The organism is Streptococcus sp. Marseille-P6264 (assembly GCF_902460355.1).
Lineage (GTDB): Bacteria > Bacillota > Bacilli > Lactobacillales > Streptococcaceae > Streptococcus.
In genome coordinates, this window is record NZ_CABPTO010000001.1 from 298,154 (window position 1) to 315,452 (window position 17,299).

The window sequence follows — 17,299 nt, forward strand, 5'->3', positions numbered from 1 at the left end:
ATTACACAATCTCGGCAATGACTTCGATTTCGATTTTAACATCACGAGGCAAGCGAGCCACTTCTACTGCCGAACGAGCTGGAAACTCGCTCTTAAAGGCTGTCTTGTAGACTTCATTAAATGGCACAAAATCATTGATATCACTTAGGAAACAGGTTGCCTTGACCACATGGTCAAAATCTGTTCCAGCTGCTTCTAAAATGGCTCCTACATTTTTCAAAACTTGCTGGGTCTGCTCCTCAATTGTTGCTCCTACAATTTCTCCTGTCTCTGGTGACAAAGGAATCTGACCGCTGGCAAATAAAAGGTTGCCGACGATTTTTCCTTGGACATAAGGTCCGATTGCTGCTGGTGCTTTATCTGTTTGTACTATTTTTGCCATTGTATTCTCCTCATTTCTTTTATCTTACTTATTATATCATAAAGTCAAAAGACTGACTATTCTTGTCCCCCTTCCCATTGACTTTTGAGATATTTTTCTTTATGATAGTAAATGCATAATTCAAAACACTTGTTTTGGACTGGTTCGCAAACTTCCCAGTATAAAAAACTAAGTACCCTTATATTCTAAAGTAATGTAATTGCGCATAGTTTTTTCTGGTATGCTGCCGCTTTGGCAGAACTAACTGAGAGGTTGAGACTGAGGTTTCAGCCTTATTTTATTTCTCAAAAGGAGGACCTATGAAAAGAAAAGTTATTATTGACTGCGACCCTGGCATAGACGACAGCCTAGCCCTGCTCTATGCCCTACAACACCCTGACTTAGAGGTCGTTGCTTTGACCATAGTTGCTGGAAATGTCCCAGTGGAACTTGGTCTTGAAAATGCCTTTAAAATCTTAGAAAGGCTGAATAGGCTAGATATTCCAGTCTATGTAGGAGCCGACAAGCCCTTGGTTCGTGACTTCGTCTCCGCTCAGGACACACACGGCATGGATGGATTGGGGGAAAGCGGGATAACAAGAAGCAGTTCCGCCCAAGCCCAACCACAAGCAGCTTATGACTTTCTGGCTGACTATTTCCAGAAAAATAGTGATACTTCCATCATTGCGCTAGGACCTTTGACTAATATTGCCTTGGCTCTTAGGAACAATCCTACACTTGGGCAACATCTAGACCGATTTGTCAGCATGGGCGGCACCTACAAATCGCATGGCAACTGCTCGCCCGTAGCGGAGTATAACTACTGGTGCGATCCACATGCAGCCCAAGAAGCTTATGAAAAACTTGGGAAAAAGATTGAAATGGTCAGTCTAGATGTCACTCGAAAGATTGTCTTGACACCCAATCTCTTAGAATATATGCGTTTTATCAACCCTGAAGTTGCTGACTTTGTCGGGAAAATCACGCGTTTTTACTGGAATTTTCATTGGGAGTATGAACATATCATCGGCTGTGTCATCAACGACCCATTGGCCGTTGCTCATTTTCTACATGAAGACCTTTGTCAAGGATTTGACTCCTTCGTCGACCTCGCAACGGAAGGCATTGCCATGGGACAAACGCTGGTTGATGCCTATCATTTTTATGGTAAGCAAGCCAATGCTAAGGTGCTGACTCAAGTAAACACCCACCTCTTCTTTCAGGATTTTCTCTCCGTGATACTCAACACTTCAAAGGAAATCATCTGCCAAGATCTAGAAACTTTAAATTTAGGATAAGATTATGAAAAAAACAACACCATTTACCATTACATTTACAGCTATCTGCATCGCTCTAAACTATGTCGGTGCCAACATCGCTCTTTTTCTAAAACTTCCTGTTTATTTGGATACTTTTGGAACGATATTAGCCAGCCTCATTTTAGGACCTATTTGGGGAGTAGGAACTGCGGTTGCCAGTGCTCTTATTAGCGCCTTTACAACAGACATTTCTGCTATTTATTTCTCTCCAGTAGCCATTCTTTTGGCTCTGCTTGTCTCAGTCTTTTTCACTTCTGATTCAAAACCAAGACTAAACCTCCTCTGGAAAACATTTCTGGTTTCCCTGCCAGCTACTGCTTTGGCCTCTCTGATCACTGTGATAGTCTTCAAAGGAATTACTCCAAGCGGTTCCAGCATCATCGTTCAGGGCTTACATGGCTTAGGCCTAGATCTGGTCACCAGCACCATCATTGTCCAAGCACTGACCGACTATGCAGACCGACTTATCGTTATTGGGGTCAGTCTGGTCTTCATCCCACAACTCAAAAAAGTCAGCCCAAGAATCTTTGCAAAATCCAACAATGCATAAATCAAAAGAACTACTCAAAAAACATAATTTCGAGTAGTTCTTTTGATTTTAACATTTGTTTTTTTATAAGTCTTTAAGATTAAGTTTAAAAAAGGAATAGGGAGACTCTTCTTGAGTCCAATCCTACTCCCAAGCTACATCTGAGATTAATTTCGTCCTTTGAGAACTGCCTCAATGATAGCCATTCTGACAAAAACGCCATTTGTCATTTGTTCTACAATCCGAGATTTTGGAGCTTCAACCAAATGGTCTGCAATTTCTACATCGCGATTGACAGGCGCTGGGTGCATCAGGATAGCGGTATCCTTCATACGATCATAGCGCTCTTGCGTCAAACCATGGAGTTTATGATAATTTTCCTTAGAGAAAATAGAGTTGTAGTCATGGCGCTCATGCTGTACGCGGAGGAACATCATCACGTCCACTTGGTCAATCACTTCATCAATGGTTACGAACTTTCCATAGTCAGCAAACTCCGCACTTCTCCACTCATCTGGACCAGCAAAGAAGAGCTCGGCACCAAGACGTTTCAAGATTTGCATATTAGACTTGGCTACACGAGAGTGATCAAGGTCACCAGCGATAGCTACTTTCAAACCATCAAAATGACCGAATTCTTGGTAAATTGTCATCAAGTCAAGCAAACTTTGGCTCGGATGCTGACCAGAACCATCACCACCATTTACGATAGAAGTTGTAATTGTTGGACTTTCGATCAATTCTTTATAGTAATCGACCTCAGGGTGACGGATGACACAGACATCTACACCGAGAGCTGACATAGTCAAAATCGTGTCGTACAAGGTTTCTCCCTTGTTGACTGAGCTTGTCTTGACATCAAAGTCAAGCAGGTCGCATCCAAGTTTTAATTCAGCTACTTCAAAAGCCTTGTGAGTCCGTGTTGAAGATTCAAAGAAGAGATTTGCAACGATATGCTGCTCACCATAATGAACCTTTGCGCCGTTTTTAAATTCAATCCCGCGCTTGATCAAAGCCATTACTTCTTCGTTCGTAAGGTGTTCCATAGATACAAGATTTTTAAGTGCGATTTGATTTGATGACATGATGTTATACTCCTTTTTTATTAAAAACTTTGGACAAATGTAGCAATCTCGTCAGCCTAATTTTTAGGTTCTGGCAGGATGAGGTAGAGGGCAATTCCCAGAACAGTTGACAAGGCAACTCCTGAAACTTGCAGACCTGATAGTTGCAGGGTCAGACCACCGATACCAGATACCAGAACGACACTGGCAATCAGCAGGTTCTTTTTGTTGTCAAAATTGGTTTGCGCTTCAATCAGAATTTTCAAACCGCTGGAAGCAATTACCCCGAAGAGGGCGATGGAAATGCCTCCCAAAACTGGACTTGGAATTGATTGGAGCAGGGCAGATACTTTTCCAACAAAACTCATGACAATCGCTAATACAGCAGCACCAGCAATCACATAAACACTGTAGATTTTATTGAGCGCCATAACCCCGATATTTTCACCGTAGCTAGTCACTGGCGGAGCACCAAAGATACCTGCGATGACCTGAGCTAGACCATCCCCAGCCAAAGTCTTATCCAAACCAGGCTCTTTAAAGAAATCCTTGCCTGTCAAGCTATTCAGAACCATAACATGTCCAAAGTGCTCTGTCATCGTTACAAAGGCGATCGGTGCCATTGTTAGGATTGCACTTGGATATAATTTAAAATCATAATCTATAAACGGAAGATTCATTGGTGGAACATGGAACCAAGAAGCTTTTGTCACGTTGGCAAAAGAGATAATCTCCTGACCTGTCACTGCTCCGACAATCAGAGCGAAGATATAGCCAACAATCAAGCCCAGCAGTACCGGGATAATACCAACGATTTTCTTACCGTAGATGTTAAAGAGAATAACACAGAGGAGGGTTACCATCCCGATAGCAAAGTAGGTGATATCGTAAACCTTCTGGTCTCCAACAGTCTTATACATCACATCGCCAACGGCTGTACCCGCTAGACTCAGACCAATCACCATGATGATTGGCCCTACCACTACTGGTGGCAAAATCTTATCAATCCAGGCGTTACCTGCGAATTTCACAATGAGGGCCACGATAAAGTAGACTAGACCACCCGTGATAGCACCTTGCGCAACCGCAGCAATCCCATCTGTCTTCATTAGAATTTGCATGGCAGCGATATAAGCAAAACTGGAACCCATATAAGCAGGAATCTTGTACTTGGTCACTGTCAAGTGGGCCAGTGTTCCTAAACCACTTGAAAACAGGGCTACCGCTGGGTCAATTCCCACCAGAATCGGAACCAACACCGTCGCACCAAACATGGCGAATAAATGCTGGAATGAAAGTCCTAAGAGTAAACCAGGTTTTGGCATATCATGGACATCGTATTTAACTTCTTGACTCATCTTGTCTCCTCCTCTACGATCAGAACTCGGTCCTGACCATCTTTTTCAGTCATTTCAACAATAATCTCTTCTCGGCGGCTCGTCGGAATATTCTTGCCAACATAGTCTGCTCGAATCGGTAGCTCACGGTGCCCACGGTCCACTAGAACGGCAAGACTGACGCGTGATGGTCGCCCATTGCTGACAAGATTATCAATGGCTGCACGGATAGTCCGGCCTGTATAGAGTACATCGTCGACGAGAATCACTTCGCGGTCAGTAATCTCAACTGGAATCACTGTCGTATCTTCCTTGACCTTGATATCGTCTCGGAAGGGCTTTGTATCCACTTCACAAACTGGAATCTCAATTTTCTCTAGCTGAGCCAGTCTTTGCTGAATCCGCTTGGCAATGAAAACCCCTCTGGTCTTAATGCCTGCCAAAACGATTTGGCTTAAATCCTTGTTGCGCTCGATGATTTCATAGGTGATCCGCGTGATGGCACGATTCATGGTGATATCATCGACAACTTCCTTTGTCTTCATCTAAACCTCCTAAAAACATTAAAAAAGCCTCCTTTTGCAAGGAGACCTCAGAAAATAGAGACAGGCTGAAACAAGACGCACTTGTCACACTCCACCCATCATTTTTACTTTGCTCCTTGCCTATCTCTCTGGATAGAATTAAAGGACTATTTAATTGTTTATAACTATACCACAATTTCAATTCCATTTCAAGAAAAAAATGAACTTTTTTCACGATAAATTGCTAATCCATTTCAACAAAATAAAAAACAGAGAACATCTGTTTTCTATTCCTATTATAAGAATCTAAGCTTTCTTCTTTGAAAATGAGATAGATTTGATTCCGTAGAAAACATAACCAAAGACTAGATAAACCACGAAGATAATCAAGCACATCTTGATCACATAAGGCCAACCGTGCTTATAGACATTAAGGAAAAAGTAGGGAAAGGGTTTATCCTTGGCATTGGGAATATCAATTTTCAAGAAAAAGCCGTTAATAAGGGCAAAAATCATGTAAATTAGCGGAACACCTGTCCAAGAAATGGGATCAAACCAACGATACTGCCGAGTTTTATCAAATACAAGAGTATCAAAGAAAAACATGAGAGGCACAATGTAATGGCAAAGGAAATTTTCCAAACGATAAAAATCTGTCGCAATCGGAGCTAGGAGCAAGTGATAGACGACGCAGGTAATCATGATACACATGGTCACGCCGCCCTTCACGCGCAACAGCTTAGAACTCTCCCAATTATTGACTGTCCACATCCTAAAAATAAGATAGGCGGTAAATAACAGAACCAGAAGATTAGACAAGACCGTGTAGTACATCAGCATTCCCACGCCAAGTTTAGCAATTTCCAGATAGACTCCGACAAAAGCCAAAACCAGAAGAAGAAGGCGATAAGCAAAAATTAATTTTTTATTCATAAGATTTCTCAGATTTTCTTGACAAATTCTGACATGAGCTTCATAGCACCAAATCCGTCAATCTTACAGTCAATATTGTGGTCGCCTTCGACGATGCGGATATTTTTCACGCGCGTTCCTTGTTTGAGATCCTTAGGAGCACCTTTGACTTTCAAGTCCTTGATTAAGGTAACTGTATCCCCATCGGCCAACTGGTTTCCGTTCGCATCAATAGCCACTGGACCAGCTTCTCCTGCTGCAACTTCTGCAGGGTCCCATTCATAGGCACATTCTGGGCAAACCAAGAGGACACCGTCTTCATAAACGTATTCTGAGTTACATTTTGGGCAATTTGGCAAATTATTCATTAAATCATTTCTCCTTATAGGCGGACAGACATTCAGAAAAAGAACAGAACCTGAATGGCATCCATATTTTACCGTCTTATTATACGATATTTTATCTTATTTGACAAATAAGTCCAGAAAATCATTCTATTTTCAAAAAACTTTCTTGACTTTTGTGACAAAACAATGTACTATTCTAGTGTATATACAGTATATAAAAGGAGTTTATTATGAAACCAACATCTAAAAATCAGTTTATGACACTGACCGCTTTTTTGACTGCCCTAGCCATTGTTATCCCGCTGGTTATGCCGATTAAGATTGTCATTCCGCCCGCTTCCTTCACTTTAGCCAGTCACGTTGCTATCTTTCTGGCCATGTTCATCTCGCCCCTCATGACAGTGATTGTCGTCCTCGGCTCTACCATCGGATTTTTCATGTCCGGTCTTCCTTTCATCATCACACTGAGAGCTCTGTCTCACCTGCTCTTCGGGACTATCGGCGCTCTTTACCTGCAAAAACACCCGGAAACACTGGACAATCAGAAAAAAACTTGGATATTTAATTTCGTGCTGGCCTTGATTCATGCCTTTGGCGAGGTAGTGGTCTGCATTCTCTTTTACACTACGACAGCCTATCCGGCGAATGCCTTCTATATTCTATTCGGTTTAGTTGGATTTGGAACAATCATTCACAGCATGGTTGACTTTGTCATTGCAAAATTTGTCTATCAGGCTCTGAAAAAGATTCGCTAAACCTTGAATCTTCTAGAGATTTGATTTACAATGAAGTTATGACAAAAAAACGAAGAAATGATTTATTAGAGCTTTTAAAAGAAGCTCGACAACCTTTAAATGGACAATTTTTGGCGGAACAATTTCATGTCACTCGTCAGATTATCGTTCAGGATATTGCCCTACTGCGAGCCGATGGCACTCCCATTATCAGTACTAATAGGGGCTATCTCTATAAAGAAAGCAATCAGCCCGCTCATTTTCACAGACTTTTTAAACTCAAACACAAGGCGGATGATATCGAAGCCGAACTTTTGGCCATCGTTGATAATGGCGGACGGGTGCAGAATATCATGATTGAGCATCCTGTCTATGGGGAAATCCAGACCTATCTGAAATTGACCTGCCGTCGCGATGTGCAGCAATTTTTAGAGCAAATTTCAGAGAGCGATTTTCGTGCCTTATCCGAGCTAACAAATGGAGTCCACTACCATCTAATCGAGGCAGACTCTCAGCAGGACTTAGACTATATTGAGGAAGCCTTAGCTAGACTGGGCTTTCTGCAAGAATAAGCGCAAAGCAAATATTCTAGATTGAACCAGTTTTGAAAGAAAGTCAAAGCTGGTTTTTATATTTTAAATGAACAAGAGACTTTGTCAACTTCCTAGAAATAAGGTAAAATAAGAGAAAGGAATCTGTAGGGGGACAGAATGGCAGCAAAAGCTAAATACCAAGTTATCATGGATAAAATTATTAGGGACATTGACAAGGGAAGGCTTACTACGGGGCAAAAGATTCCCTCCGTCCGCAAGCTGGCAGACCGCTACCATTGCAGTAAAGATACTGCTCAGAAGGCTCTGATTGAACTTCGTTATCAGAAGTACATCTATGCTGTACCTAAGAGTGGCTACTATGTCTTGGAAAATGACCAAAATAAAAAGGAAGATATAGAGCTGGCTGTGACAGACGACCGCCACCAAGCCTATGAAGACTTCCGCCTGTGTGTCAATGAAACGCTGATCGGTCGAGAAAACTATCTTTTTAACTACTATTCCCAACAAGAAGGACTGGAGGAGTTGCGACAGTCAGTCCAGCGCTTGCTCTTGGACTCTGCAGTTTACACTTCTGCAGATAATTTAATTCTGACTTCCGGTACCCAGCAAGCCCTCTACATTCTCTCTCAGATTGACTTCCCTAATAGAAAAGAGACCATTCTGGTTGAGCAGCCCACCTACCACCGAATCAATGATATACTGCTAAATCAGAAATTGCCTTATGAGACCATTGAACGTAAACCGACTGGGATTGACCTGAAAGAGTTAGAGAGAATTTTTCAAACAAGGCGGATCAAGTTTTTCTATACGATTCCCCGCTTTCACTATCCACTAGGACATTCATACAGTCGTCAGGAAAAGGAAGAAATCCTTGCCCTCGCTGAGCGTTATGATGTCTATATCGTTGAAGACGACTATCTGGCTGACTTTGACAGCAAGCGGGAACTACCCTTTCATTATATAGATGACAGCCAGCATGTCCTCTATATCAAGTCTTTTTCTACCAGTCTCTTTCCTGCCCTGCGCATCACGGCCTTGGCTCTGCCACCACATATTCGAGAAACCTTTCTATCCTATAAAATAGCGGTTGACTACGACAGTAACCTCATCATGCAAAAGGCTCTATCCCTCTATATTGACAATCTGATGTTTGAAAAGAATCGCCTAGCCTTGCTGAACCGGCTGGAAACTGAAAAAAATAAGGCACAATTCCTCTTGGACGACCTTCATTTCCCTCTGCCCCACCAGTTGACAACAGATGGCGTGATTTTTAACCTCCAATCCCTTCCCTCAGTCAGCTCCCTCAAACACAGCAAGCTGCCGCTGGACTTTTTTGAAAGCAGCTACATTCAGACCTGCCCCTACCACTATGCTAAGCTAGGGTTTGATGATTTAAAGGAAAATTTGGAAAAATTTAAAGACTATCTAGAAAAGAGAGTGGGATAGAAATCGGTAATTCGTTAGAATTCGATTTCGTCGTCCCACCTCCGCACAGTTGAGTAGGGCTGTAAAAGCTGATGAAATCAGCCTAGTAGAGCCCATTCAACCACTGCGTCTTGCTCGACAATCCAAAAACAATTGAGAGGCTAGAACTTTTGTCCCAGCCTCTTTTCTTTGAATTTTTCCTTGTTTTTCAGGCATCCAACATTCCAGCCTGTAACTGGTACATCTTCTTGTACGTCCCATTTTGTGCTAAGAGCTCTTCGTGGCTACCAGACTCAATAATGCGCCCCTTATCTAAAACGTAGATGCAATTGGCATCCTGAATCGTGGACAACCGATGGGCGATGGCAATGGTGGTTCGCCCCTGCCGCATTTTCCGGAGAGAATGCTGGATCAGCTCCTCAGTCTCCGAATCGATATTGGCAGTGGCTTCATCCAAAATCAAGATTTTAGGCTTAGTTGCGATGGTTCTGGCAAAAGCCAAAAGCTGTCGTTGGCCACTAGAGAAGGTGGAACCTCGCTCAGTAACCGGATTATCATATCCCAGAGGTAGTTGGCTGATAAAGTCATGGGCATCAACAAAGCGAGCTGCTTCTTCGACCTCCGCTTGCGATAGATTTTCCTGATACATGCGGATATTGGAGGCAATGGTGCCGTGGTAGAGGAAGGGATCCTGCAAGACAAGACCGATATTGCGGCGTAACTCTGCTTGACTGTAGTCTCTGATGTCTCTGCCATCAATAAGGATCTTACCTTTCTCAAATTCATAAAAGCGCAGGAAAAGGTTGATAATGGAGGATTTTCCCGACCCCGTTGATCCGACAAAAGCAATCGTCTCACCTTGCTTGACGCTAAAAGAAATGTCCTTTAGAATCTCTCTTTTTCCGTCATAGGAAAAGCTCACATGCTGAAAGTCAATATTTCCTGCCTGAATCTCAGGTCCTTCTTCCGCTTGTTCAGGCTCAAAGTCTCGACGATCCATCAGTTCAAAAACGCGCTCCGCAGCCACCATGGATGTCTGAAGAACTGAGTAATTTTGCATGACATCGATCAAGGGATTGAAAAGCTGATTGACATACTGGATGAAAGCATACATGACACCTGCAGTCACTCCAGCTACTTGCCAGCTCAAGCCAAAATAAGTCAGAATAAGAGCATAAGCCAAGATTTTCAGCAAGGACATAGCAGGGCGCAAAAAGAGGCTGTTCACATTTAGATAGCGATTGCTAAAGTCAAAATGTTCCCCATTGATTGCTTCAAATTCTTCTAACAGCCGCTTTTCCTGACCAAAGGCTTGGATAATCCGCATCCCTTCAATACTCTCAGAAAGTTTGACGTTGAGGTCGCTTAGTTTAGCTCGGACTTGTTTGAGCAAGCGATTGGACAGCCGCTGATACAGGATAATCGAGCCAAGCATGATAGGCAAAAAGAGGACAATCAGTAGAGTCAGTCGCCAATTCAGAGCCAGCATGGTAGCAATTGTCACCACCAAGATAAGCATGGAGCTGAGAAAATTTGAAAAAATACTGCTAAACATATCAGCCACTGACTGGGTATCGTTGGTCAAGCGAGAAACGATAGCCCCTGCTGCTGTCTGGTCAAAGTAAGCCATGCCTAATTGCTGCATATTCGCAAAAGTTTCCTGCCGAAGATCGCGGACAATGCTGTAGGCCACCCGTGCAAAAGCATATTGCCCCAGAAAAGTAAGGAGTACACGCAAAAGAAAGAGGCCATAGTAAATTCCCAGCAGATAGAGACCATTTGTGGCTGCTTCTCGGCTGACAAATTGGTCTATATAAGAACGAGCTAAGAGCGGCAAGGCCGTTGTCACCAGAGTTGTCGCAAAAATAAAAGCTAGAGCCAATAGGCTAATCCATTTGTAGCGCCACATATAGCCTAGGAGGCGTCTAAAAGTTGATTGTTTTGTCATTTTGAAGACTCCTCCTTAAAGCGTTCATATAGTTGCTGATTTTGATAGGTTTGGGCATACCACCCCTGTGCTGCCAGAAGTTCTTGGTGATTGCCTCGCTCCTTGATACGACCATTCTCCATCACTAAAATCAAATCTGCATGGACAATGGCTGACAGACGATGGGCGGTGATAATGGTCGTCTTGTCAGCTCGCTCCTGCTTGAGATTTTCTAAAATCACATGCTCGGTCTTGGCATCCACTGCTGACAAGGAATCATCCAAAATCAAAATTTCTGGATTGATGATGAGGGCTCTGCTCATAGCCAAACGCTGCTTTTGACCACCAGAAAGCGAGACGCCCCGCTCACCAAGCAGCGTATCCAAACCGTCCGACATAGCCTTAATATCCTCATAAACACCACAAAGCTGGGCTGCTCGAATGACTTGCTCTTCTGATAGTTCTGGATTGGCGAAGCGGATATTGTCCCGAATGGACAGGGCGAAAAGAATCTGATCCTGAGGCACATAACCGATCAGGCCGCGCAGATCCTTAAGAGCATACTCTCGGATATCGTGCCTGTTCAGATAAATTGCTCCTTCTTGAATATCCTGCTCCCGCAGCAAAAGGCGTAGCAAGGTGGTCTTCCCAGATCCAGTCGGCCCGACAATTCCCATAGTCTGCCCTTTTTCTAATGTAAAGTGAATATCCTTCAACGTCACTTCGTTCTCATAAGCAAAGTAATCTATCTCATAGTCCAGTCGACCATTTTGAATACTGGCAAGTGGATGCTGGGCTTCCTTAACATCCGACTCCTCCGCCAGCAAGTTCTCAATCCGTTCATAAGAAACAGCTCCCCGCTGGCTGATATTCACTAGGTAACCCATCGCTTGCAGCGGCCAAACCAGCATATCCAGATAAGTCATAAAGGTAACCAGTTCACCGACTGTAAATTGACCCTGAGAGATAAATATTCCTCCGAAAATCAAAGTCAGAACGTAGGATAAGCCGACAAAAATCAGCACCATGGGGTCAAACAGAGAATTGTACTTGGCAGCTAAAATATTCTTTTGATAGACTTCTTGATTGATTGCTGCAAAGGACTGAGTCTCCGCATTCTGATAGCCAAAGGACTTGGTTACTTTAATCCCCGCTACGCTCTCCTGAACTTTATTGTTGAGATCGGAAAAAGCCTCCTGAGCCGCTTTAAAGCTCTCGTGATTCTTCCGACCAATCAGGCTGGTTCCCCAAGACAGAAAGGGCAGAGGGAGAATAGAAATCAAGGTTAGCCGCCAGTCCAAGACCAAGAACATGGTGATGAGGGTCACCAAGGCCGTAATAGAAGCATCTACCGCTGACATAACACCACCGCCAGCCACGCTGACTACTGCATTGATATCATTGGTCGCATGGGCCATGAGGTCACCCGTTCGGTATTTTTGATAAAAACTTGGTGACATTTTCGTAAAATGTTCAAAAAGGCGAAAGCGTAAGATGCGCCCCAGATTATTTGCAGTGCCAAAGATATAGAGCCGCCAGACATACCGCAAACCATACATGATAAAAGCGGACAAAATCAAAAGGAGAAGATTATAAGCAAGTTCTCTGGCAGTCAGACTACGCCCAGCAATCTGGTCAATAACCTGTCCAATGACTCGTGGTGGAATCAGATTAAACACACTGACCAGAGACAAGGCCAAAATGCCGATCATGTAGCTCCGCTTCTCCAGTTTAAAAAACCAGTCCAGTTTTCTGATAAGATTCATTTCGTTTCCTCATTCCAAACAAAGGACGGACAGCCCCTAATCCGACTGTCCGTTTCTCATTATCTCTATTATACGCTATTTCAGTTAAAAATGAAACTCTTGTAAATCATGCTCACTTTTTCTTGGTCAGAGCAAAGCTGGTATCCAGCAAATCAAAAAGCTGCTGATCCGACAAGGTCCCATCCAAGGGCAGGCTGAGCCAGTATTTTTTATTCATATGAAAGGCGGGATAAATCCCTTTTTGTTGAATAAGCTCCGCAACTCGGTCACTCTTGACATTTAGAACCTCGATCAGACCACTGCGCTCCTTCTCAAACTTAGACCAGTCGGTCGTCAAAAAAGCTCCGTACCATTTCTTGCTATCCTGATGGCGAAAAACAGCGGCTCTATTAGCGCTTTTACGAGAAGCATTTTCCCAAAGATATTCCAACTGCCCTTGATAAGTAGTCGCCACATAGCTACTCAGTCGCTGACTTTGCTCATAAAGAAAGCCTACTTCCTCAAAGCAATGCTGCCGAATGTGCAGCAAAACCTCCTGACAAGCCGCCCTGACTTGACCGACAAATTCTCCAGCCATACTTTCCATCTTGACTTGCCGGTATTCGTCACCTGTATCCAAGTCAAACACCTGAAAATCCAGCTCTCCATCGGAAATCAGCACATCCATCTGGAAGTCGCCAGCCATAATCTTGGTCGAATAGCTGTATTCTGCACCAGACCTGACAAAGCCATAATCCAGCAAACTTTCTTCCTTCAGCCTGTATTTGTCAAATAAATCCAACATGAACTTGCCTGCTAAAATACTACTTTGGTGCCGTGCAATTGATCAACACCCAAAGTGTCAGCAATCTCAGCACGATTTTCCAGGTTGATTCCACCACCAGGTAAAATTTCTATCCGCCCTGCCGCATGCTCAATCAATTCATCCAGCCAAGCTAAATGCTCTAGAATAGACACTGACGCTGGCCCGCCATGAGTCAAAATCCGCTTCACTCCATGTTCAACCAGCCAATCTAACTCTCCAAACTGATATTCAGCAGGAATAGCATCAAAAGCCATATGGAAGACCACATCTAGTCCCTGAGCGGCTTCAAGCAGCCGTTCCATCTTAGGATAATCAATCTCGTTATTTTCCGTTAAAACACCAAAAACGAGGCCATGGCTCCCCACCTCACGTGCCTTTTGAATGTCCGAGAGCATTATCTCGATTTCCATATCTGAATAGACAAAATTCCCACCGCGAGGTCGAATCATTGTCATCACGGTCGCATCATAAGGCTGAACCATTCGTACTGCAGCCTCAATGACACCGTAGCTAGGCGTTGTTCCCCCAACTGATAGGTTATCACACAGCTCAACCCGCTTCGCTCCAGCCTTTAAAGCCTTGTCTAGTAAGGTGACATTCTCTGCACAAAATTCATAAATCATGGCACTACCTCTTATTTACTATATTGATTTTCTACTTTTTATTATATCACAAAATTTCTTTTAAAATGCACCTCTAGCATATTTGCCACTGCATTTTCTTAATAATTTTATATTAATAGGCTTGCAACAATTTTCTATTACCTAACCTTATGAGTCATATTTTCAGTTATCTCCACTACGACCATCTCCCAAGACTTTTCAACTATAGAATTGTTGACTTACGGATGTCTTTTGTTCAAGATTGTGCTAAAATAGACTTAAATGAAATGAAAAAGGAGCTTTTATGAAATACCCTAATCTTTTAGATCGTTTCCTGACCTATGTCAAGGTCAACACACGCTCAGACGAGACATCTACTACGACACCCAGCACTCAGAGTCAGGTGGACTTTGCTAATAATGTCCTTATCCCTGAAATGAAGCGGGTTGGCTTGGAAAATGTCTACTACCTGCCCAATGGCTTTGCGATTGGAACTCTGCCAGCTAACGACCCAAGCTTTACCCGCAAAATCGGCTTTATTTCTCACATGGATACGGCTGACTTCAACGCAGAAAACATCCAGCCGCAGGTCATTGAAAATTATGACGGCGGTGTGATTCCGCTGGGGCAATCTGGCTTTAACTTAGATCCTGCTGACTTCGCCAGTCTCCATAAATACAAGGGGCAAACCCTGATTACGACTGACGGAACCACTCTTTTGGGAGCAGACGACAAGTCAGGTATTGCTGAAATCATGACTGCTATCGAATACCTATCTGCCCATCCAGAAATCAAGCATGGAGAAATCCGAGTTGGCTTTGGACCAGACGAAGAAATCGGTATCGGTGCTGATAAGTTTGATGCAGAAGACTTTGATGTAGACTTCGCCTACACAGTAGATGGCGGCCCTCTAGGCGAGCTCCAGTACGAAACCTTTAGTGCTGCTGGAGCAGAACTGACCTTCCAAGGCCGCAATGTCCATCCAGGGACTGCTAAAGACCAGATGGTCAATGCTCTCCAGCTGGCTATTGACTTCCATAACCAGCTGCCAGAAGCCGACCGACCAGAGAAGACTGAGGGATACCAAGGCTTCTACCACCTGATGAACCTGACCGGTACAGTCGAGGAAGCACAAGCCAGCTACATTGTTCGTGACTTTGAGACAGAGGCTTTTGAAAATCGCAAAGCTGCTATGCAGGCTATTGCTGATAAAATGAACCAAGAGCTGGGCAGCGAGCGCGTCATCTTGACCCTCAAAGACCAGTATTACAACATGAAGCAGGTCATTGAAAAGGACATGACACCGATCAATATCGCCAAAGCAGTCATGGAAAGTCTGGACATCCAGCCGATTATCGAGCCGATCCGTGGCGGTACTGATGGCTCAAAAATTTCCTTTATGGGCATCCCGACACCTAATCTCTTTGCTGGCGGTGAAAACATGCATGGCCGTTTCGAATATGTCAGCCTAGAAACCATGGAACGCGCTGTCGATACCATCATCGGCATTGTTTCCTATCAAGAGTAAATAAAAAATCGGAAATTCATGAGGAATTTCTGGTTTTTTTCTGCCTTTCAAAACTAAGAATTAGGCTAATAGCAGCTTCTCCAAAACAAATGAGGCTAGGACTTTTGTCCTAGCCTCTCAATTGTCTTTGGATTGTCGAGCAAGACGCAGTGGTTGAGTGGGCTCTACTAGGCTGATTTCATCAGCTTTTCCAGCCCTACTCAACTGTGCGGAGGTGAGACGACGAAATCGAATTCTAACGAATTACCGATTTCTGTCCCACTCTCAAAGTTTAGGCTGCATCAAGCCACTCTAATCGACAAAAGTCTATCTAGCATTGCTGCTATCAAGCTTCTGTACCGTTAATTACTTCTATAATCTTCTCAATAATCTCATTATCTAGATATTGTTCAAATTGAGGCAAGTATTCATAGTAATTTTTATAAGTATCAGCTTGTCCTGCCAGAATTAAGGCTCTGAAGCCTTGGTAGGCAACTTCAAAATTCCCTATCTTGACACCATTTTCTAACAACTCAAACGGAATCCAATAATCATAAACCGTCTCCCAGCTAAATAGACTATCCGGATTTAATTCTAAATCTTTAGCCATGTAAGCATAGGCAAAAGCAATGTGATGCTGGCCTTTTTCTCTATACAATTTAGCTAATTCAGACCATGCTTCAGCACGATTAGGATTGATCTGGATAGCTTTTTCCAAATACTCTCGACCTTCAAAAGCCTTCCCTTCATTTTCATAAATTTGTGCTATCTCTAGACAAGAATAATAAGCTTCCTCTGACCATCCATTCGTCATATCTGCCCGCTTCTTGAACCAAGGAAGTGCCTCGTGATTTAAGCCTGCACCACGATATGATCTCCCGCAGTAAAAGGTATATCTGGGCTCTAAATCAGGGTCTTGCTTATTATGAACAGCATTTGCAAGTAAAGTTGCATCATTAAAATATTTAGCACCATCTAGGCTTCGTGCACCTCTAGTTCTTGCAATGACTGAATAAGGTCCGACAAGATTTCCATAAGTGGCACCCTCAGGCAATTCAATAAATTCATGCACGACCCCTCGCCAATAGACTTCTGGCCTATTTTTAAAAATGGCTACGCGACGAAATGAAAGAGTTCCGCTCTCATCTGAAAAATTAAGATAATAGGCATCTGCTTCCAGATCAGTAGAAATTTTTAAATTCCCTTCAATCCTGTCATCTGCATCAAAGGTAAGAACATAGTCTCCCTTTCCTCTTGCATGGTCTAAGGCAACATTTCTATTGTGCGCAAAGTTCTGCCATTCATCTTTATACAACTCTCCCGGAATCCCTACCTCACTAAAAAAGTTCAAAATGAGGTTTTCCGTTCCATCTGTGGATCCAGTGTCAGAAATGACCCAGTAGTCAAAAGTAATCGAATTGACTAAATTTTGGAGCGTTTCCAAAATTATATGGGCTTCATTTTTTACAATCATATTCAATACAATTGATGACATTCAATTCCTCCAAAACATTAATACAACAAAACTAGAGGCTAATAGAATTTACAATTCTAATAGCCTCTGTTTTACTCTAAACTTGATATCC

At 43.1% G+C, this 17,299-nt stretch carries 17 protein-coding genes and 1 riboswitch; of the genes, 6 read left to right on the top strand and 11 right to left on the bottom strand.

Annotated features, from left to right (window positions below; genetic code table 11):
- Position 1: 1 nt before the first annotated feature.
- A complete protein-coding gene (locus tag FZ941_RS01585) occupies positions 2-382 on the bottom strand; it encodes a RidA family protein (RefSeq protein ID WP_015604822.1) in 381 nt (126 codons plus the stop codon).
- Positions 383-515: 133 nt separating this feature from the next.
- A riboswitch (PreQ1 riboswitch) is annotated at positions 516-560 on the top strand.
- A gap of 121 nt (positions 561-681) precedes the next feature.
- Here FZ941_RS01585 and FZ941_RS01590 point away from each other — a divergent pair.
- Positions 682-1,659 carry a nucleoside hydrolase gene (locus FZ941_RS01590; protein WP_148886590.1) on the top strand — a complete coding sequence of 326 codons (978 nt, stop codon included), beginning with the start codon at positions 682-684 and terminating at the stop codon, positions 1,657-1,659.
- A gap of 4 nt (positions 1,660-1,663) precedes the next feature.
- Positions 1,664-2,230, top strand: a complete 567-nt coding sequence (locus FZ941_RS01595; RefSeq protein ID WP_148886591.1) for a LytS/YhcK type 5TM receptor domain-containing protein — start codon at positions 1,664-1,666, stop codon at positions 2,228-2,230.
- Between the two features lie 146 nt (positions 2,231-2,376).
- Here the strand turns inward: FZ941_RS01595 and FZ941_RS01600 are convergent, their stop codons facing one another.
- From FZ941_RS01600 to FZ941_RS01620, 5 genes are all read right to left on the bottom strand, one after another.
- Complete coding sequence (locus FZ941_RS01600; protein WP_148886592.1) at positions 2,377-3,294, bottom strand: aspartate carbamoyltransferase catalytic subunit; 918 nt, start codon at positions 3,292-3,294, stop codon at positions 2,377-2,379.
- A 56-nt stretch (positions 3,295-3,350) separates the two neighbouring features.
- Positions 3,351-4,631 (bottom strand): uracil-xanthine permease family protein, encoded by a 1,281-nt coding sequence (locus FZ941_RS01605; protein ID WP_045497156.1) that lies wholly within the window; start codon positions 4,629-4,631, stop codon positions 3,351-3,353.
- Positions 4,628-5,155 (bottom strand): bifunctional pyr operon transcriptional regulator/uracil phosphoribosyltransferase PyrR, encoded by a 528-nt coding sequence (gene pyrR, locus FZ941_RS01610; RefSeq protein ID WP_148886593.1) that lies wholly within the window; start codon positions 5,153-5,155, stop codon positions 4,628-4,630. Before pyrR ends, FZ941_RS01605 begins: the two co-directional genes overlap by 4 nt.
- Positions 5,156-5,440: 285 nt before the next feature.
- On the bottom strand, positions 5,441-6,067 hold the full coding sequence (locus FZ941_RS01615; RefSeq protein WP_148886594.1) for a Pr6Pr family membrane protein: 627 nt from the start codon (positions 6,065-6,067) through the stop codon (positions 5,441-5,443).
- 8 nt (positions 6,068-6,075) lie between these two features.
- Complete coding sequence (locus FZ941_RS01620; RefSeq protein WP_148886595.1) at positions 6,076-6,414, bottom strand: zinc ribbon domain-containing protein YjdM; 339 nt, start codon at positions 6,412-6,414, stop codon at positions 6,076-6,078.
- Positions 6,415-6,623: 209 nt separating this feature from the next.
- On the opposite strand from FZ941_RS01620, the gene FZ941_RS01625 reads away from it, so the two are divergent.
- From FZ941_RS01625 to FZ941_RS01635, 3 genes are all read left to right on the top strand, one after another.
- Positions 6,624-7,148 (top strand): ECF transporter S component, encoded by a 525-nt coding sequence (locus FZ941_RS01625; RefSeq protein WP_148886596.1) that lies wholly within the window; start codon positions 6,624-6,626, stop codon positions 7,146-7,148.
- Between the two features lie 38 nt (positions 7,149-7,186).
- Positions 7,187-7,699 (top strand): transcription repressor NadR, encoded by a 513-nt coding sequence (locus tag FZ941_RS01630; RefSeq protein ID WP_148886597.1) that lies wholly within the window; start codon positions 7,187-7,189, stop codon positions 7,697-7,699.
- Between the two features lie 138 nt (positions 7,700-7,837).
- Positions 7,838-9,127, top strand: coding sequence for a PLP-dependent aminotransferase family protein (locus FZ941_RS01635; protein WP_148886598.1), 1,290 nt, complete (start codon positions 7,838-7,840; stop codon positions 9,125-9,127).
- Between the two features lie 187 nt (positions 9,128-9,314).
- Here the strand turns inward: FZ941_RS01635 and FZ941_RS01645 are convergent, their stop codons facing one another.
- The 4 genes from FZ941_RS01645 to FZ941_RS01660 all read right to left on the bottom strand — a co-directional run bounded on the left by FZ941_RS01645 (position 9,315) and on the right by FZ941_RS01660 (position 14,227).
- A complete protein-coding gene (locus FZ941_RS01645; RefSeq protein WP_148886599.1) occupies positions 9,315-11,054 on the bottom strand; it encodes an ABC transporter ATP-binding protein in 1,740 nt (579 codons plus the stop codon).
- On the bottom strand, positions 11,051-12,799 hold the full coding sequence (locus FZ941_RS01650) for an ABC transporter ATP-binding protein (RefSeq protein ID WP_148886600.1): 1,749 nt from the start codon (positions 12,797-12,799) through the stop codon (positions 11,051-11,053). The genes FZ941_RS01645 and FZ941_RS01650 overlap by 4 nt, the downstream gene beginning before the upstream one ends.
- A gap of 112 nt (positions 12,800-12,911) precedes the next feature.
- A complete protein-coding gene (locus FZ941_RS01655; RefSeq protein ID WP_148886601.1) occupies positions 12,912-13,583 on the bottom strand; it encodes an MmcQ/YjbR family DNA-binding protein in 672 nt (223 codons plus the stop codon).
- 11 nt (positions 13,584-13,594) lie between these two features.
- Positions 13,595-14,227 carry a copper homeostasis protein CutC gene (locus tag FZ941_RS01660; protein WP_148886602.1) on the bottom strand — a complete coding sequence of 211 codons (633 nt, stop codon included), beginning with the start codon at positions 14,225-14,227 and terminating at the stop codon, positions 13,595-13,597.
- 283 nt (positions 14,228-14,510) lie between these two features.
- On the opposite strand from FZ941_RS01660, the gene pepT reads away from it, so the two are divergent.
- Positions 14,511-15,734, top strand: coding sequence for a peptidase T (gene pepT, locus FZ941_RS01665; RefSeq protein WP_015604808.1), 1,224 nt, complete (start codon positions 14,511-14,513; stop codon positions 15,732-15,734).
- A gap of 325 nt (positions 15,735-16,059) precedes the next feature.
- Here the strand turns inward: pepT and FZ941_RS01675 are convergent, their stop codons facing one another.
- Positions 16,060-17,208 carry a glycosyltransferase gene (locus FZ941_RS01675; protein WP_148886603.1) on the bottom strand — a complete coding sequence of 383 codons (1,149 nt, stop codon included), beginning with the start codon at positions 17,206-17,208 and terminating at the stop codon, positions 16,060-16,062.
- Between the last annotated feature and the right edge of the window lie 91 nt (positions 17,209-17,299).